Here is a 22,739-nt window from a genome sequence, read left to right as displayed (position 1 = left end):
CGCTTATATCCACGAAACCGGCAGAGTCAACACACTGCGCTTGGTAATATCTATTTTTCCGCTGGAATGGAAATCGCCTGCGCGTCAGTCCACCGCATGCCCGGCGGCAACGACTCGCCACTGATCCCGGTCATCTACATCCTGGTTAGGTCGAGATGGGAATGCTATGACTGTATCGTCCGTCCCGGCCTCTGCGTTCCCTTGATGTACAGTATTTGTGATTTCGCTGATCCAGAAATCCTGATCCCGCGCGGGACAATCACCTTCGAAGACCAGCATCGGGAATAATTCACCCGCGATCGGGAACAACGCTGCCGTGAAAGTTTGCGCGCCATTGGTCAGAACAAGAAGATCGCTTGCCGCGTCCTGAAGATTTAGTACCTGCGCACAATGAGTCAATGTCGCGGCACTGGCACCGGCAGCTCCGGTCCATTCCAACACCTGCGCTGAGGACTCTGCAAGATATCTCGCCTGTCCGCGCCATGACCAGGCGGCTCCGACATTCAAAAAGGACATGGGCGCAGCCTCAAGTCCGTCGATCTCCGTCTGCCCCCAAAAAATGGCTATACGACCGTTTTGTCCGGCTCTCATATTACCGCCCGTACCCTTAAACCCATCACTGCGTACTGGGATCTTCTTATCAATGTAAAATGAGGCGGAAAAGAGACGTTAATAAAGCGTTAATGGAATTGTTGCGAAAGAGATTCATAAATTACACGACGAAGGGAGGTTTCCCAGCCAATTTATCAACTTTTTGTGAAAGTCTACATCCGTTGGCACGCTGGCCAGTCAGATTTCTATTGCTCGGCGCTCTAGCCGTTTCCCTGACGCCCACACATGTCCGCGCCCCTAACCAGCTTCTTTTTCATTGATCACTTGGGGTTCTGATCCTCTGTGAAGTTTGCAGTTATCCAGTGGTTCTTGAGTCGCGTGAACTTTGCAAAAAATCAAGACAGCGTGCAGATCAACAGCATTACTGTCTTCGCTCCTCATGTCGTCCAGCATGATCCGGATTTTCTCTTCGCCTGAATACTGTTTTCGCGTCGCGCAACGAATGTCTATTACGACCTTCTCGTCGTGGCTCTGTTTGTTCGCGGGTTTCTTTCTCATCTCTACTCCTTGGCAGTTAAGATGAGCCAGAAACCCTCTCTTTTCAATTCGATCTAAACTGTGCCGTGGACGCTGACGTCAAACTGGTCCGACGCCGAGAAATGGCAACTCGGCGTCGATATGTGTCACCTTTTGTGCCGTTCTATGTTGTTCCGTTGGGCATAAATAACCCATATTCGGCAGCCCCAAAAAATTAAAACGTTGATTTTTATATATATTTATCATCACCCTTGATTATGCCGCGGCCACTTCGCCCATCTTGACAACTCATTGTCGCCCACAAAAAAATTTGGGCAACAAAAAAGCCGCCCCGAAGGGCGGCTGCTACTTCAGCTTTTTGTTCTTCTAGAATTCTGAGGTTCTGTAGAGCTCCACTCCCGCCGCTTTGGGTTCCCAAACTGGCAAGATCCCTCGAGATTTTAACTTCCTTCGGGCTTCCGGAACTGTTGTTGCCATTCTCGTCGCAACGTCGGTGATCTTTTGGTAGTCCACCTTGAAACGGTCCACGCTAGCAGGGCTAACAAGATCACGCATCTGCCCCATGTGTCTAGTTTGTCCGCAAATTTTCAGAACCGGTTCCATTCCGTCTGGTGGAGTTCGAAGAAGGAAGTCGACTGAGGTGGCAGAAAGGCCAAGCTTTCGCGCGACATCCGAAATCGATTTCCCGGGAGAACCAGTTCGGCAACCGAGTTTTTCACCCACTTCTGCCACGTCAACAAGTACAGATTGGTAACGCAGTTCTTCGTCGAGAAGCTCAACTCCAGTTAGTTGCCTTTGGAGCAACAGTTCGACAATCTTGACAGCGGGCACTTTCAAGGCTTCAGCCGCGTTGGCAATTCCCAACACACCCTCTGAGGGTTCAGAAATGGACTGCCCGAAACTTCGCAAGCGGTTCACAAAACTGTCCAGGTCGTTGGCGTCAACTCCCTGAGCAATGCTCCTTCGGCCATCTCTACAGCCCGCGATTGGTTTAAGCATCCTAGCTTCGATGAGCTGCGCCACTTGGGGCCGTTTGCAGCCTAGATATTTTGGAACCTCAGAAATTGGAACCGAACGCCGCATCCTCCTGAGAAGGTCTTCAGAACGAGCAACGTCAATGGCTCCGAAATCCCGCTTCGCGTCGTAGCCCGCAGGCAGCAAATCGGCGACCATAAGCGCATTTTGAACAGTCCTGGGATGCACCCCAAACTTTTGGCTCAGCGACGCTACTGAATGACGCCGCCGCTGCAAAACGGGTTCTCCAAACAGAATCGTTCCCGCACCAATTGGCATGGTTTCCAGAATATGTTCACGGAAAACCTCCCGAAACGGCCCAATCGGTTTTCGGTTTTTTTTGAACTGAATCCATTGATAGAGAACACCGAACACACCTTGCGGCCCGGCTTGAATTTTTGAGCATGGCGTCTTCGACTGCACCGCTTCAAGCCCTTCTCGAACGCCTTCAGGGCCACGTTTTGTAAACTCGTACCCAACCGACCCGGCCAAGTCCCAATCCTCTTGCGACAGATTTGGAAGATTTGCATTTGGACCAAATGCGATACACGCACCAAGCATTTCAGATGCACGTGAGGCTAGATCAATCAGCTGCCCGTCCAGCCACTCTGGCCCGGGGCGCCCTTCAAGCCTGGCTTCAAGGTAAGATTGCAGTTCAGAGACGCGCCTCTGTTTCCCAATTTCGGCCAGCTTTGCTAATCGCGCTTCGTCTGGCATATGGGCAGCCAAATCCAGAAAGAGATTGCCTCGGCCTCTCCCAGGCTCTCGGACCAAAGGAACGGAATGAACGGGACAAGTTCTCACAGGTGAAAAAGCCCAATTGATCTTCCCAACCGGCATTCTCAACGATTGAGGGCAGTCCGAGATGTCGTTCAAGATGCATTGCGGGCAATAACTTACTCGATTGCCCGCAACGAATTCTGAATGAAACTCTTCATCTCGATGTTTGTAGTAGCGAAAGGCAAGCTGTTTGTATCCGCCCTGCGTAAGTCGCTTCGCAGGAATGCCGGTCAGCTGATGCATCTGCTCAACCGCGTTGTCTCGAGTCCTGGCGAGGTCCTGAAGTGGAATACGCACAAAAGAAGAAAACTCTTTCGCAGACATATCACATTGAACACGGGCGAACCGGCTGACCCATGAAACAAAGCTCTCACCTGGCAAAATGGGCATCATTGGCAAAATTGTACTCAATGAATCAACCCCGTCCAACTTGCTGATGTTGCCGCCGGGTTCGTTCTGCATCAAACTCTTCGGCGTCGCTATCAATCTCTAGCGCTGCCCAATCATTGATCTCGAACACGTTTTGATCCCAAGAGCAGCCTTCTTGGATGCTCCAAGCTTCCGCAAAATGAGATCGCTTCAAACAGTAGCTCTCTTCGCAGAGGGCTTGTTCGATGGCCGCGAGGATAGTCTCGATTGCTCTTCCGAACAGACCCCGGCTGCCATGGATAAGTCGCCTCAGTGTATCCGGTTCGATGTCGGGTCGGATGCCGGCCATCTGACAGTATGTATCAATCAACCCTTGAAGATTTTGTTCGTGGTGGCCCACGACGAGCGGTCGAGACATGATTTTCCTGAACCGTCGGTCGACTTGCTGGTCGTAGCGCGCCACCTCAAGAAGCCGGTCAGTGCCACTGAGAACGAGAACCACTGCTTGGTCTCCTTGCATCAACGATTTCAGCGTCTTGAGCATGTCGTCAATCTCACGTGCTGAGCGTGACAGGAAAACGTCTTGGGCTTCATCGATCCAAAGCACGACGATGCCCAACAACGACAAGCGATGCTTCACAACACGCCAGATGTCCCAAGCGGGGGCCCGCTCTGAAACGTCGTTCATTCCAAGTTCTCCGAGAATGGCGCGGCCCAGGCTTTTGAGTGTCGCTGGACTTGGCACCTGAATGCGGATGTACCGAGGCACGTCCTGCTCCGTCGCCGCTTGCAACGCCGGGTGGCGACTCAGGACCCTGTGAACCGCGGTAGTTTTGCCATCCCCCGGCTTCGCAACAACCATAAGCCCCCTGGCCTCAAGCCCTCCTGCATGGAGTTCCGGAGCAGGCAACCTACCACCTTGCTGGTCGGGTTGAAGCAAACGGTCGAGTTCACGCGTAATTTGGTGGTGCCGATTGTTTGTGAAGTACTTGGTCCGCAACGACTGCATAACCGTCTGAGGATCGATGGCGATTTGTTTTTCATCAATTCGGTATCCGATAGCCATGGAACTGCCCGAGCGGTTTTGCTGGGCAAGTACAAAATTCTGGTCAGCTTTAGCGTGTGACGCGTATGAGACGATCTGGTTCCATGGCCACAGTCTTGAGATTTTCTGGTCTTGGTCAATAGCGCGAATGCTATCGAATGGTCGCCCAACGTAGAACAACCTCAAAACCCTACAGTGGTCTTTTTTATTTTATTTCAAAGCCTTAAGAATCTGTGGGCATTAAAGACCGTTCATATGGGCGTAAAAATCAACCCTATGGGTTATTTATGCCCACCCACACATATGTAAAGCACTGGTCACCAGTTCACCCGCATTTAGAGTGCCCGCAACTCCGGCAGGTCATGCAGCCTTCGATCATCACCATGTCGAACTGACCGCAGGACGGGCAGGCTTTGCCGCGTGGCGCATCCATGTTGACCACCTGCGCCTGAGGGTCGGATTTCAGACCCATGCCTTCCCCTTCGAGAAAGCCGATATTGATCAGGTGCTGCTCGATCACTCCGCCAATCGCGGCCAGGATCGACGGGATGTATTTGCCCTGAACCCAAGCCCCGCCGCGCGGGTCGAACACAGCCTTCAACTCTTCGACCACAAAGGACACATCCCCGCCCCGCCGGAACACGGCCGAGATCATCCGGGTCAGCGCCAGCGTCCAGGCGTAGTGTTCCATGTTCTTCGAGTTGATGAAAACCTCGAACGGGCGGCGGCGGCCGCCAATGACGATGTCATTGATGGTCAAATAGATCGCGTGCTCGCTATCAGGCCACTTCAACTTATAAGTCGAGCCCTCCAGCGCTTGCGGGCGATCCAGAGGCTCAGACATGTAAACGACTTCGCCCCCGTCGACCTCATGCGGCGCACCAGCGCTTTCACCCGGTGCAGTGTCGGCGCTTTCCGAGACGGTCAGCACCGATCCGGTTACGTCGTTCGGGCGATAGGTGGTGCAACCTTTGCACCCGTCGTCCCAGGCCTGCATGTAGACATCCTTGAACGCGTCAAAGCTGATATCCTCGGGGCAGTTGATCGTCTTGGAAATCGAACTGTCGATCCATTTCTGCGCTGCCGCCTGCATCTTGACGTGATCGGTCGGAGGCAACGTCTGTGCATTGACGAAATAGTCGGGCAATTCGACGTCCCCGAACTTGTCGCGCCACATCTGCACCGCATAATCCACCACTTCTTCCTCGGTGCGCGAACCGTCTTTTTGCAGCACCTTCCGCGTATAGGCATAAGCAAAGACCGGTTCGATCCCCGAAGACACATTCCCGGCGTAGAGGGATATCGTCCCCGTCGGTGCAATCGAGGTCAGCAAAGCGTTGCGGATACCATGTTCACGGATCGCATCGCGCACATCCTCATCCATCTGCTGCATCGTGCCACTGGCCAGATATTTCTCGGCGTCGAACAGAGGAAACGCCCCTTTTTCCTTCGCCAAATCCACCGACGCCAGATACGCGGCGCGGGTGATCGCGTGCAGCCAGCGCTCGGTCTGACGCGCCGCCTCGTCCGAGCCATAGCGCAGACCCTTCATCAACAGCGCATCCGCCAGCCCTGTCACGCCCAAGCCGATGCGGCGCTTGGCTTGCGCCTCGGCTGCTTGTTCAGGCAGCGGGAATTTCGACGCGTCGACCACGTTGTCCATCATACGAACGGCGGTGGCGACCAGTTCCTGCAGCGCGGCCTCATCCAGATGGGCCGCATCCTCAAACGGTTCCGCAACCAATCGCGCCAAGTTGATCGAGCCTAGCAGACACGCTCCATACGGCGGCAGTGGCTGTTCACCACAGGGGTTGGTAGCCGCGATGGTTTCGACATAGCTCAGGTTGTTGGCCTGATTAATACGGTCGATGAAGATCACGCCCGGCTCGGCATAGTCATAGGTGGCCTGCATGATCTTGTTCCACAGGTCGCGCGCCTGAACGGTGTGATACACCTTGTCGCCGAACATCAGATCCCACGGTCCGTCGGCTTTGACGGCCTCCATGAAGGGATCGGTCACCAGCACCGACATGTTGAACATGCGCAGGCGGGCCGGGTCGGATTTTGCGGTGATGAACTGTTCGATATCGGGATGATCGCAGCGCATGGTCGCCATCATCGCACCACGGCGCGAGCCCGCTGACATGATGGTCCGGCACATCGCATCCCACACATCCATAAAGCTCAGCGGCCCCGATGCGTCGGCCGCCACCCCATGCACATCCGCACCACGCGGGCGGATGGTCGAGAAATCATAGCCGATCCCCCCACCCTGCTGCATGGTCAATGCGGCCTCTTTCAGCATATCGAAAATACCGCCCATGCTGTCAGGCACGGTGCCCATGACAAAGCAGTTGAACAGGGTCACCTGACGGGCAGTACCTGCGCCTGCGGTAATGCGCCCCGCGGGCAGGTATTTGAAATCCTCTAGCGCTTCAAAGAACTTTTCTTCCCAATGCGCCTTATCATTTTCCACCCGCGCCAGATCGCGGGCGATGCGTCGCCAACTGTCTTCAACCGTCTGGTCGATGGGCGTGCCATCCGCCTTTTTAAAGCGGTATTTCATGTCCCAGATCTGCTCGGCGATGGGGGCGGCAAAGCGGCTCATTGGTGATTCCCTGTTCTGAAAGAGGTATCCAGACTACCCTAAATCACATGTATACCACAACACCTTGATGAAAGCCTCCAGAGAGCTACAATATGAAGGTGGGCCTTGGGACGACTCTGTGGGAAAACTGTGGATAAGTACGTAAACCTGATAAAACTCTCGGTCGGTTCGGAAAGCGTCGACACGCTGATCGCGTGGCAGGACAGCCGTAAACCGCTGTACGAGGACGGCTGCCCGCGCCACGTTACCCGCATGTGGCCCAAGCGCGAGGCCGAGATTCTGAACGGCGGATCAATCTATTGGGTAATCAAGGGCGTGATCCAATGCCGTCAGCGCATCCTGCGGCTGGACGAAGTACGCGGCGAGGACGGCATCCGCCGCTGTGCCATCGTACTGGACCCCGAGGTGCTCCGTACGCAAACCGCCCTTAAACGCCCGTTTCAGGGCTGGCGCTACCTGAAACCCGAAGACACCCCCGCCGATCTGCCGCAAGGGCGCGAGCAAGACGACGCCCTGCCCGACGATCTCAACCGCGCGCTGGCAGAAATCGGAGTGCTTTGATCAGCCCAGCCGATCCAGCAATTCGGTAAGAACCGACTTCTCAACCGCGCCATATTTGGCCACCCGGCTGCGCCATAGGGTCGCTTGTGACTGCAACACAAGACCATCCGTGAGGATTTTCAAGTGATTGGCGCGCAGGGTTTCGCCGCTGGATGTAATGTCCGCAATCGCCTCGGCGGTTTCGTTCATCACCGTGCCCTCGGTCGCGCCCTGGCTGTCGACCAGCGTATAATCGGCCACGCCTGCATCGGTCAGGAACTCCCTCACCAGCCGGTGATATTTGGTGGCAATCCGCAGTCGGTGGCCGTGGGTCTTGCGGTATGCCGCCGCTGCCGCGTCCAGATCGTCCAGCGTGTCCACATCGACCCAGCAGGCGGGCGTGGCAATAATCAGATCGGCCTTGCCGAAACCAAGCTTCGAGATCTCCTCGACCTGCTGTTCCCAGCGCGGCAATTTCTCGTGCACCAGATCGATGCCGGTGACGCCCAGATGGATCCGTCCCGCCGCCAGTTCGCGCGGGATTTCCCCGGCGGACAGCAGGATCAGAGAAACGCCCTCGATGCCTTCGACCTTGCCCGCATATTCCCGGTCCGAGCCGCTGCGCGACAAGGTGATGCCACGCTTTTCGAACCACGAAAACGTCTTCTCCATCAACCGGCCCTTTGAGGGTACGCCAAGTTTCAGGCTCATTGCGCGTCCTCCTCAACCTCAAGCATCAGGTCCGGGCGCAGCACGCCGCCCACGGCAGGGATTTCCGCGCCGTTGCCCAATTGCCGCGTCAGCGCGTCATAGCGCCCACCGGTGGCGATGGGGGGCAGATCGGGGCGACCCTCGGCATAGAAGCCAAAGACAAACCCGTCGTAATATTCCATCGACGTCCGGCCATAAGCGGCCTCGAAATCCAGCCGTTCCACATCCACACCGCGCGCCTGTAGCGAGGCAACACGCGCCTCGAGCCGGTCCAGCGCGGGGGTGATCTGCGGCAGGTCTACCGCCACGTCACGCAGTTGCTCCAACGCAAAGGGCATGGTCTCGCGCACGTTCAGCAGCGTTTCCAGCCCGACCAGCTCATAGTCGGAAATCGGCGGTGTGTCGCGATCCTCGCGCAGCGCTTCGATCCGCGCCTCAATCTCGGAGGCGCGGCGTTTGCCGATCATTGGCACGTCGATGGCCAGAGGGTCTTTGGCCTCCAATAGCGCATCACGCCCTTCGGGACCGGGTTTGCGTCCTGCGAAACGGTCCAGCAAAGTGCGAAACCGGCGCGGGCGCCACAAATGCCGCATCAGCGCATCCTTGCGTCTGTCGGTCGTCCGCAGACCCTGCACGGCGGCTGTCAGGATACCGATATCCCCTGTGGCCGCGCGCAGGGGCAACCCGCGCAGTTGCAACGCAAACAACGAGAATACCTCGGCATCCGCCCAGGCAGGGTCATTTCGGTCAAAGACCTCATATCCGACCTGAATATATTCGTTGGACCGGTCCGGGTCGTGCTCTTGCCGCCGAAACACCTCGCCCGAATAGGTATAGCGCGCGGGCTCGGCCCCTTCGCTCATATGCATCTGCACCACGGGCAGCGTGAAATCCGGACGCAGCATCTGCTCGCCGCGCAACGCGTCCGAGGTGACATAGGCACGGGCGCGGATGTCTTCGCCATAGAGGTCCAGGAGTGTGTCCGCCGGTTGTAGCAAGGGCGGATCAACGACCTGCGCGCCTGCGGCCTCGAACCGGACCCGCATCATCGCGGCGCGGGCTTGTATCTGGGAACGGTTGGCCATCGGTCAGTCCTGACTGTCCAGAATTTCGCGCACTTTGGCGACCAGATCGCCGCGCGGCACCTCAAACTGGCTGGGGCGTTCTTTCCATTCCTCCAGCGTGGCGCTTTCGGCGATCTTCGCACCCAGGATCAGATCCTTGATCTGCACGATGCCATTGGCCTTTTCATCACCTCCCTCGATCACGGCAATCGGAGAGTTTCGCTTATCCGCATATTTCAGCTGATTACCAAAATTCTTGGGGTTGCCCAGATAGACCTCGGCCCGGATACCCGCATTGCGCAGCTCGGCCACCATGGCCTGATAGTCGGCCATGCGGTCGCGATCCATAACAGTGACAACCACGGGGCCAGTGGCCTGCGCCGCGATGCGGCCTTTTTCACGCAAGGCGGCCAGCAAACGGTCGACGCCGATAGAGATACCGGTCGCAGGAACCTCCTGCCCGGTAAAACGTTTGACCAGATCGTCGTAACGACCACCGCCCGAGACCGACCCGAACTGCCGCTTGCGGCCCTTCTCGTCGAAAATCTCAAAGGTCAGCTCGGCCTCGTAGACCGGCCCGGTGTAATAACCGAGGCCGCGCACGACCGAGGGGTCAATCTCGATCCGGTCCACACCGTAACCACCCGCATCCAGCAGCGCGCCGATCTGTTCCAACTCCGCAATACCGTCCGCACCGATCTTGCTGTCACCCACAGCGGCACGCAGGTTCGCCAGCGTTCTAGCGGCATCCGCAGCTTTCGATGTCAAGAAAGCAATCACCGGCTCGGCCTGATCGTCGCTGAGGCCCACACCGTCGATAAACGCCCCCGAAGCATCCAGTCGACCCTTGGTCAGCAACTCTCGCACGCCTTGCTCACCCACCTTGTCGAACTTGTCGATGGTGCGCAGAACGTTGTCGCGCGCGGCAGCGTCTTCGCCCAGACCCATCGCCTCGAGCACACCGTTCAGAACCTTGCGGTTATTCACCCGCACCAGATAGTCACCACGAGGAATGCCGACAGTTTCCAGCGTGTCTGACAGCATAGCACAGATCTCAGCATCTGCGGCCATCGAGGCCGTACCCACCGTATCCGCATCACACTGATAAAATTGGCGATAACGCCCCGGTCCTGGTTTTTCGTTGCGCCAGACAGGCCCCATCGCATAACGGCGATAAGGCGTCGGCAAATCGTTGCGGTGCTGCGCATAGACGCGGGCCAAAGGCGCGGTCAGGTCATAGCGCAGGGCCATCCAGTCGCCCTTGTCATTATCGTCCACTTCCTGCCACGCGAACACGCCTTCGTTGGGGCGATCGACGTCCGGAAGGAATTTGCCCAGCGCTTCGACGGTTTCAACCGCGCTGCTTTCCAAGGCATCAAACCCGTAACGATGATAGACGTCCGCAATAGCCCGCAGCATCTCGGTGCGCTGCGTGACTTCCTGGCCGAAATAGTCGCGGAACCCTTTTGGCGTAATTGCCTTGGGGCGGGGCTGTTTCTTGGGCTTGGCCATGTGGGGCGTCCTTGGGAGTATACTTGTTCCGCGCGCGGTCTATCCCATGGCCCGCATCGGGGCAAGGCGCGCTTTCGCTGGCCTTGGGTCTCACGTGTCGCTATGACCGGCGAAGAAGGAGACCCCAATGCAGCATCTGGAAGAACAGATCGCCCACCTGACCCGCACGGTTGAAGAGCTGAACTCGGTTGTCACCCGCCAGCAGGACGAGATCGACCGCCTGACCCGCCGGGTCGAGATGCTGATGCGCCGCGAAGGAGAACGAGCGCAGGAAGGATCGGGTGGGATTGTGCTGGGCGACGAACGCCCGCCGCATTATTGATGCCTAATTTGAATGCGCCCCCTGAATCAACAGTCCGCAATTCAGCATTTACAGCACATCTCTAAAAGAGGCACTGCAATCGCCGCAACCCAATGACCGGAGTAATTTCATGGCCCAAAAACTCGCTCTTGTTACTGGAGCCGCGCGCGGCATTGGCTTGGCTACCACAAAACTGTTTCTCCAGAACTTGTGGCAGGTGGCGATGATTGATCGTGATGCGGAAGCATTGTCTCAGGCGGCCAGCAGTCTTGATGGCACGATGCCGATCGTTGCTGATGTTTCAGATCCGGATCAGGTCGACGATATGGTAAAGGCCGTTATGTCAAAGTTCGGTCGAATTGACGCCGTGGTCAACAATGCGGGTATCGCCGAATTTGGACCGATTGAGCAACACGACTTTGCGGTGTGGCGCCGCGTCATGGAAACTAATCTTGACGGTGTGTTTCTGGTTTCACAGGCTTCAATTCCAGCCCTTCGCGAAAGCCGAGGAGCTATTGTCAATATCGCCTCGATCTCGGGACTGCGGGCCAGCACCTTACGTGTTGCGTACGGTACTTCAAAAGCTGGCGTCATCCACCTGACCAAACAGCAAGCCGCAGAGTTGGGAGAATACGGGATTCGAGCCAATTGTGTCTGTCCGGGCCCGGTTCGCACCAAGCTGGCGATGGCAGTTCACACACCCGAAATCATCGCCGCGTATCATGACGCAATTCCGTTGAACCGCTATGGTTCGGAAGAAGAGATCGCTCAGGTGATCTTTTTTCTTTGCTCGGACAAGGCCAGCTACGTAACTGGCCAGGTAATTGCGTCCGACGGCGGTTTCGAATGCACGGGCGTCGGGTTGCCCGCACTGCGAAAATCCGACTGAATTCTCAGCCCTGAATTTCGGTCGGCGATTAATAAATCTGTTGATCACAGACCGAGCGTCGATTTCACCGCGTTATCGACCACTCCGCCCAAGAGGGCATCTTTATCCGCGGCGCAGCCTTCCGACAGCGCGCCAATAAAGGCTTCACGTAGCTGGGCCTTTTCCTCGTCCGTGGTCGCATGGTCTTCGATATTAATCTGACGGTTGTAGAGCGACAGGGCCGTCATCTTTTCAACAACAGTCACGACAAAGGCTTCGTCGCCATCTGCCTCTTCGGCAATCGAGGCGCAGGTGTAATGCATCACGGGCAAAGCATCCTGTACCATCTGGTCCGCCGCGTCATCGGCCATCGCCACACAGGGAGCCGCCAGAATTGCGGCACAAACGGGCATTCTGAGTCTAAGAAACCGCATCACCATCACTTCCAGTTATGTCCGATAATAGCCCCGGCCACGCCGCCGATCGCCGCCCCCTTGCCGTCGCCGATCAAAGCACCCACGCCAGCGCCGATCAAAGCACCTTCGATCGTTTGCTTTTTCTTCTTGTCATCCTTGTTATCTGCCAGCGCCCCGGACGCCATCGCCAGTGACGCGGCGGCTGCTAAGGCAAGCGTTCTAAAACCAACAGCTGAAATTGACATAGATGTGCCCTCCTGTGACATGCCCCGAAACGGGGCATAATCTCAGCCTAGCGGCGCGAAAACCCTGTGGCAACAAAAGGGTGGGTCAGATTTCCTCGACCAGGGTCACGCCATCCAAAGATTTGATCGCGCCCTTGATCTGCGGGTTGATCGGGAAATCCTGCCCCAGTTCCATCTCGACATCCCCCGGCAGGCCGGGATCCAGCAGACAAATGTGGATCGGCCCCTTGGCCGCGCGCTTGGCCGCGCCTGCCGCGTCTTCCAGCACCTTGGCGACCGTCGGCAGCACTTCGGGCACGTCAACAAATATCCGCAACCCGGTCGCTCCCGCTTCGGCCACGACCGAGTCCACCGGCCCCACTGAACGGGCCAGCAGTTTCAACTGATCGGATTCCATTGTTGCCTCGGCGGACAGAACGACCTGCGCACCGGTTTCCAGAAACTCTCGCGATTTTTCCAGCGTTTCCGAGAACAGCGTGACTTCATACGCCCCGCTTGGATCAGACAATTGCGCAAATGCAAAGCGGTTGCCCTTGGCTGATTTGCGTTCCTGCCGTCCCGAAACCACACCGGCCATCTTGGCAATGAAAGGGCCCGAGCGCGCCTTTTCCGTCACTTCATCCAATGTCATGACCTTCTTGCGCTTTAGCGCAGGCATGTAGTCGTCCAGCGGGTGACCGGACAGGTAAAACCCGATGGCCTTGAATTCTTCACTCAAGCGTTCTGCAGGTAGCCAGTCCGGTGTTGGCGACAGGCGCGGCTCGGGCAGGTCATCACCCGCCTCACCGAACAAAGACACCTGGTTCGAATTCTTCTGATCGTGGATCGCCGCCGAGTACTGCACTAAAGGATCAAGGCTTTCGAACACACGACGGCGGTTCTTATCAAGCTGGTCGAACGCCCCGGCCCGCGCCAGCATCTCAAGCGGGCGTTTGCCGACCTTTTTCAGATCTACCCGGCGGGCGAAATCGAACAGATTGACGAACGGCTTGTCCTCACGTCCCTCGACGACAAGATTCATCGCCTCGACGCCCACATTCTTGAGCGCGCCCAGCGCGTAGACCAGATGCCCTTCGACCACGTCAAACGTTGACAGCGATCGGTTCACACAGGGCGGCACATAGGGCAGTTCCAACCCCTTGCGAACTTCTTCGAAATACACGGCCAGCTTGTCGGTCAGATGTATATCGCAGTTCATGACACCGGCCATGAATTCGACCGGGTGGTTCGCCTTCAGCCAACCGGTCTGATAGCTGACCACCGCGTAGGCGGCGGCGTGGGATTTGTTGAAGCCGTAGTTGGCAAACTTGTCCAGCAGGTTCCAGACCTCGGTCGCCTTGGCCTCGTCCACATCGTTCTCGGCGGCTCCTTTGAGGAATTTGGGGCGCTCGGCGTCCATCGCCTCCTGAATTTTCTTACCCATTGCCCGACGTAGAAGGTCGGCACCACCAAGACTGTAGCCCGCCATTTCTTGCGCGATCTGCATCACCTGTTCCTGATAGACGATGATGCCTTGGGTTTCATCCAGAATATGGTCGATGGACGGGTGCAGCGTGTCCCGATCGCTGAGTTTGTTCTTGACCTCGCAGAACTTGGGGATGTTCTCCATTGGGCCGGGACGGTAGAGCGCGACAAGGGCGATGATGTCCTCAATACAATCCGGCTTCATCCGCTTCAGAGCATCCATCATGCCCGAAGATTCCACCTGGAACACCGCAACCGTCTTGGCCGCCGAATAGAGCTTATACGTCGCCTCATCATCCAGCGGGATCGCGTTGATCTGGTTTTTGGCCCCGTCGGCGGGCTCATAGAGCTCGGTGCCATCGGGTGAGATGTGAAGATCGCGGCCGGATTTGAAAATCAAATCCATCGCGTTCTGGATCACAGTCAGCGTTTTCAGACCCAGAAAGTCGAACTTTACCAACCCGGCCTGCTCCACCCATTTCATGTTGAACTGGGTCGCGGGCATATCCGAACGTGGATCCTGATAAAGCGGCACTAGCGCGTCCAGCGGCCGGTCTCCGATCACCACGCCCGCCGCGTGGGTCGAGGCATTCCGCAGCAGCCCTTCGACCTGCTGGCCGTAAGTCAGCAGGCGGTCGACAACCTCTTCACTGCGGGCCTCTTCGCGCAGGCGAGGTTCGTCCTTCAGCGCTTTTTCGATGGAGACAGGTTTGACCCCCTCAACCGGGATCATCTTGGACAGGCGGTCGACTTGCCCATAGGGCATCTGCAACACCCGCCCGATATCACGCACGGCGGCCTTCGACAGCAAGGCACCAAAAGTGATGATCTGCCCCACTTTATCGCGCCCGTATTTCTGCTGCACATAGCGGATCACCTCTTCGCGGCGGTCCATGCAGAAATCGATATCGAAGTCGGGCATCGAGACCCGTTCCGGGTTCAGGAAGCGTTCGAACAGCAGCGAATAGCGCAGCGGGTCAAGGTCGGTGATCGTCAGCGCATAGGCCACCAGCGAGCCCGCGCCCGAGCCCCGCCCAGGGCCGACCGGTATGTCTTGATCCTTGGACCATTGGATAAAGTCGGCAACGATCAGGAAATAGCCGGGAAAGCCCATCCCTTCGATAATGCCCAGTTCGAAATCCAGCCGCTCCTGATATTCTTCGGGTGTTACCGCATGCGGGATCACCGCCAGACGTTTTTGCAGGCCTTCATTGGCGATGCGGCGCAGTTCGGCGACCTCATCATCTGCAAATTTCGGTAGGATCGGATCGCGGCGATAAGCCATAAAGGCGCAGCGTTTGGCGATTTCGACGGTATTCTCAAGGGCCTCTGGCAGATCGGCGAACAGCGTCACCATCTCTTGCTGCGACTTGAAATAATGCTGCGCGGTCAGGCGGCGGCGGCCATCCTGTTGATCGACATAGGCCCCCTCGGCGATGCAAATCAGCGCATCGTGGGCCTCGTACATATCCGAGGTTGGGAAATAGACGTCATTGGTGGCGACCAAAGGCAGGTTCTTGGCATAGGCCATCTCGATATGGCCACGCTCGGTCAGCTGTTCCGCCTCGGGCTGACCAGCCTCGCCAGGGTGGCGCTGTAATTCGATATAAAAGCGGTCGGAGAACATCGCCGCTAACCGATCCACCAGAATCTCGGCAGCCGGACGCTGGCCCTGCTGCAGCAGCATCCCAACCGGCCCATCCGGTCCGCCGGACAGGCAGACTAGGCCATCCGATCGCTCTGCCAGTTCCTCTAACGTAACCTGCGGCAGCTGCCCGCCCTTGTCCACGTACAGGCAGGAACTCAGCTTCATCAGGTTTTCATAGCCAACCTCGGACTGCGCCAGCAGCACCAGCGGTGCAGGGATCTTCGGCTTTTCCCCCGGCTGCGCCTTCAAGTAGGTCAGATCGACCTGACATCCCATGATCGGCTGCACCCCTGCCCCGCTTGAGGTAACCGAGAATTCCAACGCCGAGAACATGCTGTTCGTATCGGTGACGGCGACAGCGGGCATCTCCATCTTTTCGCACAGGGCGGGCAGCTTTTTCAGCCGCACGGCGCCTTCCAGCAGGGAATATTCGGTGTGAACGCGGAGGTGAATGAATCGAGGAGTACTGCTCATATCGGCTACGCTATCCCAGCCAGAGGCGCGGCAAAAGCAGGAACCGACACCATTGGGAGCATAAAAGTTCAGTTTCGATTATTCGGCTTTTTTAGAAGGTGCTTCGGATCGAATTATTGCCACTCATCAGAAAACACTTTAATTTCATATACCTGAATATTGCAGAAACCGAGTGTTTTCGCATTTAACTGTTCCAATGGTATATTTTAAAAGCAGTTTTCCTTGCCAGAGAACCTGCCCTGTTTCTAACATCTAATGGCAAGCTTATTCGCCCGCCACTCTTTCTACGTCGCATCGAAGGAGGGCCACAGGGGCGTAACCGGGTAAGGCGACGGGTTTCTCGAATGGATATCACGTTTCTTCTGAATGGAGAGACAGTGGAACTGGCGGATGTCGATCCGACAGCGACTCTGCTGGATTGGCTGCGCGAGGATCAGGGTCTGACCGGAACCAAAGAAGGCTGCAACGAAGGTGACTGTGGCGCCTGCACTGTCATGGTGACAGATGAAGATGGCGCCAAGGCACTGAATTCCTGCATCCTGTTTCTGCCGCAGCTACACGGCAAAGCGGTCCGCACTGTCGAAGGCGCGAGCGGCCCGAATGGTGAAGCCCATCCAGTGCAGCAGGCTATGGTCGATCTGCACGGATCGCAATGCGGCTTTTGCACCCCCGGCTTCGTGATGTCGATGGTGGCCAGCCATTCGAACGGCGCAAAGGATCATGACACTCAACTGGCGGGGAATCTGTGCCGTTGCACCGGTTACGCCCCGATCATCCGCGCAGCCAAAGCGGCCGAAGAACACCCCGTGCCCATTTGGGTCAAGGACCAACCCGTTGCTACGCCAGCCACGACGCCCATGCTGCCCAACTCGTCCGACGAGTTGGCCGCCGTTTATGCCGATAACCCCGATGCCACTCTGGTCGCGGGCGCAACCGATGTCGGGCTTTGGGTCACCAAGCAGTTGCGCGACCTTGATCCGGTGATCTTTCTGAATCGTTGTGACGATTTGAAGGACATCACGATTTCGGACGATGAAATTCGTTTCGGGGCCATGGTGGACATGAACCGGATGGGCGAGGCGCTGGCCGACCTGCACCCGTCTTACGCCGAAATGATCCGCCGCTACGCAAGTGTTCAGGTGCGTCATGCCGCGACCGTTGGTGGCAACATCGCCAATGGCTCGCCTATCGGGGACAACCCGCCAGCGCTGATTGCTCTGAACGCTAACCTGCATCTGCGCAAAGGCGACACCCGCCGTTCCCTGCCGCTGGAAGAGTTCTTTATCGACTATGGCAAGCAAGACCGCGCACCCGGGGAATTTGTCGAAGCCGTCAGTTTCCCCCGTCAGCCGGATCGCCTGAAGGCCTATAAGATCAGCAAACGGTTCGATCAGGATATCTCAGCCGTGTGTGGCTGTTTCAACATCACCGTATCGGACGGCATCGTCGATCAGGCACGCATTGCCTTTGGCGGCATGGCCGGCATTCCGAAACGGGCCTCACAAGCCGAGGCTGCATTGAACGGCAAGCCGTGGACACAGGAAACTGTGCAAGCCGCGATGTCGGCGTTTGACGATGACTTCACACCAATGACGGATATGCGCGCCTCGGCCAACTATCGGCTCGAGACCGCCAAGGCGCTGCTGGAAAGGTACTTCCTTGAAGATCAGGGCCACGTGACCAACTTGCTGGAGGTGTCGGCATGAGCGTGACAAAACCCCTCCCCCACGATGCAGCGCCGCTACATGTGTCCGGCACCGCCCGCTACGTAGACGACATTCCGACACCCAAGGGAACGCTGTATCTGGCGTTTGGTTTGAGCCCGATTGCCAAGGGCAAGATCACCGCGATGGATTTGTCTGCAGTCAAAGCAGCCGAAGGCGTCGAGATGGTCATGACGGCCGAAGACCTGCCTTTTGCCAACGATGTCTCGCCCTCGATCCATGATGAGCCTCTACTGTCGGACGGCACCGTTCATTACATCGGCCAACCCGTTTTTCTGGTGGTCGCCACCAGCCATCTGGCTGCCCGCAAGGCCGCGCGGCTGGGCAAGATCGACTATGACGAAGAAACCCCGATCCTGACAGTCGAAGAAGCGCTTGCCGCCGACAGCCGGTTTGAGGAAGGCCCGCGCATCTATGCCAAGGGCGATGCTGATGCCGCTATCGCAGGCGCGGCCCATGTGATCGAAGGCGGCTTTGAACTCGGCGGACAGGAGCATTTCTATTTGGAAGGTCAGGCCGCTCTGGCCGTGCCGAACGAAGGTGCGGATATGCTGGTACACAGCTCGACCCAGCACCCGACCGAGATTCAACACAAGGTTGCCGACGCCTTGGGCGTTCCGATGCACGCTGTCCGGGTGGAAACCCGTCGAATGGGCGGCGGATTCGGTGGCAAGGAAAGCCAGGGTAATGCGCTGGCCGTGGCCTGTGCCATTGCCGCGCGTGAAACCGGCAAAGCCTGCAAGATGCGTTATGACCGCGACGATGACATGGTCATCACCGGCAAGCGTCACGCGTTTCGGATTTCCTATCGCGCCGGGTTTGATGAGCGTGGCCATATTCAGGGCGTATCCTTCCTCCAATACGCCATCTGCGGCTGGGCGCAGGACCTGTCCCTGCCCGTTGCCGACCGCGCGATGCTGCATTCGGACAACGCCTATCTGCTGCCCAATGCGCGGATTGAAAGTCATCGGTTGAAGACCAACACCCAATCTGCCACCGCCTATCGCGGTTTTGGCGGCCCGCAAGGCATGATCGCGATCGAGCGGGTCATGGATCACGCCGCCTACGCGTTGGGCATAGACCCGGTCGAACTGCGCCGCCGGAACTATTACGACCCTTCCCATACGCCAACTATGGAACCTGAACATCTGGCGAAGAAACCGTTGGAACGTCTCGATCCACATGAGGACCTGACAAGCCTTGGCGCTGTCGAACAGGTCGAAACCGCCCCTCCCATACGTCCGGTGCCGGAAGGTGGCAATACGACGCCGTATGGCATGGAAGTCACCGATTTCGAGCTGCACGGCATGACCGAAGCCTTGCTGAAATCCAGCGACTATGCCGGGCGCAAGGCAGCGATCGCGAAATGGAACACTGAAAACAGCGTGATCAAAAAGGGCATTGCCTTCTCTCCGGTCAAATTCGGTATCTCGTTCACGCTGACCCACCTGAACCAGGCGGGTGCGCTGGTACATGTGTATCAGGACGGCTCGGTTCACCTGAACCATGGCGGCACCGAGATGGGTCAGGGACTGTTCCAGAAAGTCGCGCAGGTCGCAGCCTCGCGCTTTGGGATCTCGCCGGAGATGATCAAGATCACCGCAACTGATACGGCCAAAGTACCTAACACATCCGCGACTGCGGCGTCCTCGGGCAGCGACCTGAACGGCATGGCGGTGAAGGCCGCGTGCGACACGATCCGCGACCGGATGGCCAATTATCTGGCCGAACGGCATCAGGCTGATCCGTCAACCGTCACCTTTACGGATGGTCAGGTTTCGGTCGGCGAAGAACGCTATACCTTCGCAGAAGCAGCCGCATTGGCTTATCAGGGCCGTATCAGCCTGTCGGCAACCGGGTTCTACAAGACTCCCAAGATCGAATGGGACCGGATCAAGGGCCGGGGCCGTCCTTTTTATTACTTTGCCTATGGCGCTTCGATAACCGAGGTTGCCGTCGACACCCTGACCGGCGAGAACCGCATCCTGCGCACCGATATCCTGCATGATGCGGGTGCGTCGCTGAACCCGGCCTTGGATATCGGGCAGGTTGAGGGCGGCTATGTGCAGGGTGCCGGTTGGCTGACGACCGAAGAACTGGTCTGGGATGGCAAAGGCAACCTGCGCACGCATGCGCCGTCTACCTACAAAATCCCTGCCTGTTCGGACCGACCCGACATCTTCAACGTCGCACTCTGGGACGGCCAGAACCGCGAGGACACGATCTATCGTTCAAAAGCGGTGGGTGAACCGCCCTTCATGCTGGGAATTTCCGCCTGGCTGGCACTGTCCAACGCGGTGGCGGCCTGTGGCGACGGTTATCCGGCGTTAGATGCCCCAGCCACGGCCGAGGAAGTCTGGCGCGGCGTCCAAAGGATGAAGGGAGGCATCTGATGGGACTTGACTTGGAGGCTTTGAGGGAGGCGGTCAAAACCCACGGAACAGTAACCCGGGTGGTCATCGCGGCGATCAAGGGGTCCTCCCCACGCGAAGTCGGGGCTGCCATGCTGGTTTGGCAGAACGGGCAAAGCGGTACGATCGGAGGTGGCGTGCTGGAGTATGAAGCAGTTAAGGTCGCGCGGACCCAAACCGTACGGTCCCGCCTGACGCATCATGCGCTTGGGCCTGACATGGGCCAATGCTGCGGCGGCGCGGTCTCACTGTTCAGCGAAGTGTTTGATGCCAATGCGGTGGACGCGCTGGACGACACGGTCATCGTAAGATCGGCATCGGACGGAGACATTCCGCTGTCGGTTAAACGCCTGCTGGCGGCAGCGCGCGGTCAGGGCATCGCGCCTCAGCCGCAACTGATCGACGGCTGGATGGTTGAACCTGTGCATAAACCGGCCCGCACTCTGTGGATCTGGGGTGCAGGCCACGTGGGCCGCGCTTTGGTGGACGTTCTTCACCCACTGCCCGATCTGGCAATCACGTGGGTCGACACCGCGCCCGAGCGTTTCCCGGAAACAATCCCAACAGGTGTGACATCGGTTCCGGCTGCAAAACCCGCCGAACTGGTACGCCACGCGCCGCCTGATGCCGAACATCTTGTGCTGACTTATTCACACAATCTGGACTTAGAGTTGTGCAACCGGCTGCTTTCACACGATTTCCGCATTGCGGGGCTGATTGGCTCAGCTACGAAATGGGCGCGATTCCGATCCCGGCTGGCGGCCCTGGGCCATGCACCTGAACGGATTAATCGGATCACCTGTCCAATCGGCGACACCGGTTTGGGCAAACACCCACAGATGATTGCCGTCGGCGTTGCAGCTGAACTGCTGCGCCCAGCCCGACAGAACGAGTTGAAGAAGGACCTGAGCGCGTGACCACTCCACTGCTAAGCTTACAGCGGCTGACAAAGGCCTATCCCGGCGTCGTTGCCAATGATCAGGTGTCCTTTGACATCGGTGAAGGCGAAGTTCATGCCTTGTTGGGCGAAAACGGCGCGGGCAAATCCACGCTGGTGAAAATGATCTATGGGTTGGTGAAGCCCGACAGCGGCACAATGCTGCTGCGCGGTCAGGCTTTTGCGCCACCGGAACCCCGCGCCGCACGGGCGGACGGGATTGCGATGGTGTTCCAGCACTTCTCGCTGTTTGACGCGCTGAACGTGGCAGAAAATATCGCGCTGGGGATGGAGAACCCGCCGCCGATGGGCGATCTGGCCTCGCGGATCCGCGAAGTATCGGAAACTTATGGCTTGCCGCTGGACCCCTTCCGCACCGTCGGTGACCTGTCAGCAGGTGAACGTCAGCGGGTCGAGATCATCCGGTGTCTGTTGCAGGACCCCAAGCTGCTGATCATGGATGAGCCGACCTCGGTTCTGACCCCGCAAGAGGTTGAAATCCTGTTTGAAACGCTGAACAAATTGCGGTCCGAGGGTACTTCGATTCTGTATATCTCGCACAAGCTCGAAGAAATTCGCACGCTGTGCGACCACGCCACCATTCTGCGTCTGGGCAAGAACGTGGGCGAGTGTGTGCCTTCCGAGACCTCGGCACGAGACATGGCCGAGATGATGGTCGGCTCGACTCTTCAGACACCGGAACGCTCAGGCCGTGAATTTGGCGACGTGGCACTGGATGTCAGCGGGCTGTCGGTTCCGTCGCCTTCGGAATTCGGCACGGCCTTGAAGAATGTTCACATGACGGTCCGTAAGGGCGAAGTTCTTGGTGTCGGCGGCGTGGCTGGCAACGGTCAGGATGAACTGCTGGGCGTGTTGTCCGGTGAAATCCAGACAACAGCAGATGCCATCAAGTTCAACGGCCAGCCGATCGGCAAGCTGGGGCCGACGGCCCGACGCAAACTAGGCGTCTTGACCGCACCCGAAGAACGGCTGGGCCATGCAGCGGCTCCGGATATGAGCCTGACCGAAAACGCATTGCTGACCGGTTCGGTGCGCGAGGGGTTGGAAAACAACGGATTTCTGAAGTGGTCAGAAACCAAAAGCTTCGCTGAAAAGATCATCAGTGCATTCGACGTCCGCACACCGGGGCCAGAGAATGCGGCGCGGTCGCTGTCTGGTGGCAACCTGCAGAAATTCGTGATTGGACGCGAAGTGTTGCAGAACCCCGACGTACTGGTGGTGAATCAGCCCACTTGGGGCGTGGATGCGGCGGCTGCAGCCTCGATCCGACAGTCCATTCTGGACTTGGCAGCCAAGGGAACCGCAGTCATCTGCATCAGCCAGGATCTGGATGAGTTGATGGAAATCTCGGACAGCTTTGCCGCCCTCAACGAAGGGCGCCTGAGCGCACCGCGCACCACAACTGGCCTGACCGTGGATGAGATCGGCCTGATGATGGGCGGCGCACATGGCATGGAGGTGGCCCATGTCTAACCCATTACAAAAGAACGAAATCAGG

Annotated in this window: 17 protein-coding genes and 1 pseudogene; 7 read left to right on the top strand and 11 right to left on the bottom strand. The window is 57.7% G+C overall.

The window, feature by feature from the left end; translation table 11 throughout:
* Positions 1 to 84: 84 nt before the first annotated feature.
* The 5 genes and pseudogenes from RUE5091_RS00880 to RUE5091_RS00860 all read right to left on the bottom strand — a co-directional run bounded on the left by RUE5091_RS00880 (position 85) and on the right by RUE5091_RS00860 (position 6,905).
* Complete coding sequence (locus RUE5091_RS00880; protein WP_058279996.1) at positions 85 to 591, bottom strand: hypothetical protein; 507 nt, start codon at positions 589 to 591, stop codon at positions 85 to 87.
* 378 nt (positions 592 to 969) lie between these two features.
* A pseudogene (locus RUE5091_RS23480) lies at positions 970 to 1,110 on the bottom strand (IS3 family transposase); the annotation flags it as partial.
* Between the two features lie 345 nt (positions 1,111 to 1,455).
* Positions 1,456 to 3,345 carry a TniQ family protein gene (locus RUE5091_RS00870; protein ID WP_058279994.1) on the bottom strand — a complete coding sequence of 630 codons (1,890 nt, stop codon included), beginning with the start codon at positions 3,343 to 3,345 and terminating at the stop codon, positions 1,456 to 1,458.
* Positions 3,299 to 4,318 carry a TniB family NTP-binding protein gene (locus RUE5091_RS00865; RefSeq protein WP_131726258.1) on the bottom strand — a complete coding sequence of 340 codons (1,020 nt, stop codon included), beginning with the start codon at positions 4,316 to 4,318 and terminating at the stop codon, positions 3,299 to 3,301. Before RUE5091_RS00865 ends, RUE5091_RS00870 begins: the two co-directional genes overlap by 47 nt.
* A gap of 304 nt (positions 4,319 to 4,622) precedes the next feature.
* Entirely contained in the window at positions 4,623 to 6,905 is a 2,283-nt protein-coding gene (locus RUE5091_RS00860; RefSeq protein WP_058279992.1) for an adenosylcobalamin-dependent ribonucleoside-diphosphate reductase, read from the bottom strand.
* A gap of 129 nt (positions 6,906 to 7,034) precedes the next feature.
* On the opposite strand from RUE5091_RS00860, the gene RUE5091_RS00855 reads away from it, so the two are divergent.
* A complete protein-coding gene (locus RUE5091_RS00855) occupies positions 7,035 to 7,466 on the top strand; it encodes a DUF1489 family protein (RefSeq protein ID WP_058279991.1) in 432 nt (143 codons plus the stop codon).
* On the opposite strand, the gene hisG is transcribed toward RUE5091_RS00855, so the two are convergent.
* The 3 genes from hisG to hisS are packed head-to-tail and all read right to left on the bottom strand — an operon-like array spanning position 7,467 to position 10,732.
* Positions 7,467 to 8,156: an ATP phosphoribosyltransferase gene (gene hisG / locus RUE5091_RS00850; RefSeq protein ID WP_058279990.1), complete on the bottom strand. Its 690-nt coding sequence runs from the start codon at positions 8,154 to 8,156 to the stop codon at positions 7,467 to 7,469. It lies immediately after the preceding gene.
* Positions 8,153 to 9,241: an ATP phosphoribosyltransferase regulatory subunit gene (locus RUE5091_RS00845; RefSeq protein WP_058279989.1), complete on the bottom strand. Its 1,089-nt coding sequence runs from the start codon at positions 9,239 to 9,241 to the stop codon at positions 8,153 to 8,155. Before RUE5091_RS00845 ends, hisG begins: the two co-directional genes overlap by 4 nt.
* A 3-nt stretch (positions 9,242 to 9,244) precedes the next feature.
* Positions 9,245 to 10,732 (bottom strand): histidine--tRNA ligase, encoded by a 1,488-nt coding sequence (gene hisS / locus RUE5091_RS00840; RefSeq protein WP_058279988.1) that lies wholly within the window; start codon positions 10,730 to 10,732, stop codon positions 9,245 to 9,247.
* 127 nt (positions 10,733 to 10,859) lie between these two features.
* Between hisS and RUE5091_RS00835 the strand changes: the two genes are divergently transcribed.
* Together RUE5091_RS00835 and RUE5091_RS00830 are read left to right on the top strand one after the other, a co-directional pair.
* Positions 10,860 to 11,054, top strand: a complete 195-nt coding sequence (locus RUE5091_RS00835) for a SlyX family protein (protein ID WP_058279987.1) — start codon at positions 10,860 to 10,862, stop codon at positions 11,052 to 11,054.
* A 109-nt stretch (positions 11,055 to 11,163) separates the two neighbouring features.
* Positions 11,164 to 11,922 (top strand): SDR family NAD(P)-dependent oxidoreductase, encoded by a 759-nt coding sequence (locus RUE5091_RS00830; protein ID WP_058279986.1) that lies wholly within the window; start codon positions 11,164 to 11,166, stop codon positions 11,920 to 11,922.
* A 44-nt stretch (positions 11,923 to 11,966) separates the two neighbouring features.
* Here RUE5091_RS00830 and RUE5091_RS00825 read toward each other — a convergent pair whose 3' ends face one another.
* The 3 genes from RUE5091_RS00825 to dnaE all read right to left on the bottom strand — a co-directional run bounded on the left by RUE5091_RS00825 (position 11,967) and on the right by dnaE (position 16,148).
* Positions 11,967 to 12,335, bottom strand: a complete 369-nt coding sequence (locus tag RUE5091_RS00825) for a YmgD family protein (protein ID WP_058280343.1) — start codon at positions 12,333 to 12,335, stop codon at positions 11,967 to 11,969.
* A gap of 5 nt (positions 12,336 to 12,340) precedes the next feature.
* Positions 12,341 to 12,562: a YMGG-like glycine zipper-containing protein gene (locus RUE5091_RS00820; protein WP_058279985.1), complete on the bottom strand. Its 222-nt coding sequence runs from the start codon at positions 12,560 to 12,562 to the stop codon at positions 12,341 to 12,343.
* A gap of 85 nt (positions 12,563 to 12,647) precedes the next feature.
* Entirely contained in the window at positions 12,648 to 16,148 is a 3,501-nt protein-coding gene (gene dnaE, locus RUE5091_RS00815; RefSeq protein WP_058279984.1) for a DNA polymerase III subunit alpha, read from the bottom strand.
* Between the two features lie 344 nt (positions 16,149 to 16,492).
* Between dnaE and xdhA the strand changes: the two genes are divergently transcribed.
* From xdhA to RUE5091_RS00795, 4 genes are read left to right on the top strand one after another with little or no spacing between them, the layout of a single operon-like run.
* Entirely contained in the window at positions 16,493 to 17,854 is a 1,362-nt protein-coding gene (gene xdhA / locus RUE5091_RS00810; protein ID WP_058279983.1) for a xanthine dehydrogenase small subunit, read from the top strand.
* Positions 17,851 to 20,265 (top strand): xanthine dehydrogenase molybdopterin binding subunit, encoded by a 2,415-nt coding sequence (xdhB, locus tag RUE5091_RS00805; protein WP_058279982.1) that lies wholly within the window; start codon positions 17,851 to 17,853, stop codon positions 20,263 to 20,265. Before xdhA ends, xdhB begins: the two co-directional genes overlap by 4 nt.
* Positions 20,265 to 21,200 (top strand): xanthine dehydrogenase accessory protein XdhC, encoded by a 936-nt coding sequence (gene xdhC, locus RUE5091_RS00800; protein ID WP_058279981.1) that lies wholly within the window; start codon positions 20,265 to 20,267, stop codon positions 21,198 to 21,200. Before xdhB ends, xdhC begins: the two co-directional genes overlap by 1 nt.
* Positions 21,197 to 22,714, top strand: a complete 1,518-nt coding sequence (locus tag RUE5091_RS00795; protein ID WP_058279980.1) for an ABC transporter ATP-binding protein — start codon at positions 21,197 to 21,199, stop codon at positions 22,712 to 22,714. The genes xdhC and RUE5091_RS00795 overlap by 4 nt, the downstream gene beginning before the upstream one ends.
* Positions 22,715 to 22,739 lie beyond the last annotated feature (25 nt).

The sequence above is a fragment of the Ruegeria denitrificans genome, assembly GCF_001458295.1.
GTDB lineage: Bacteria > Pseudomonadota > Alphaproteobacteria > Rhodobacterales > Rhodobacteraceae > Ruegeria > Ruegeria denitrificans.
Note: the sequence above shows the minus strand (reverse complement) of the source record. Positions and strands in the feature narration are given on the sequence as shown.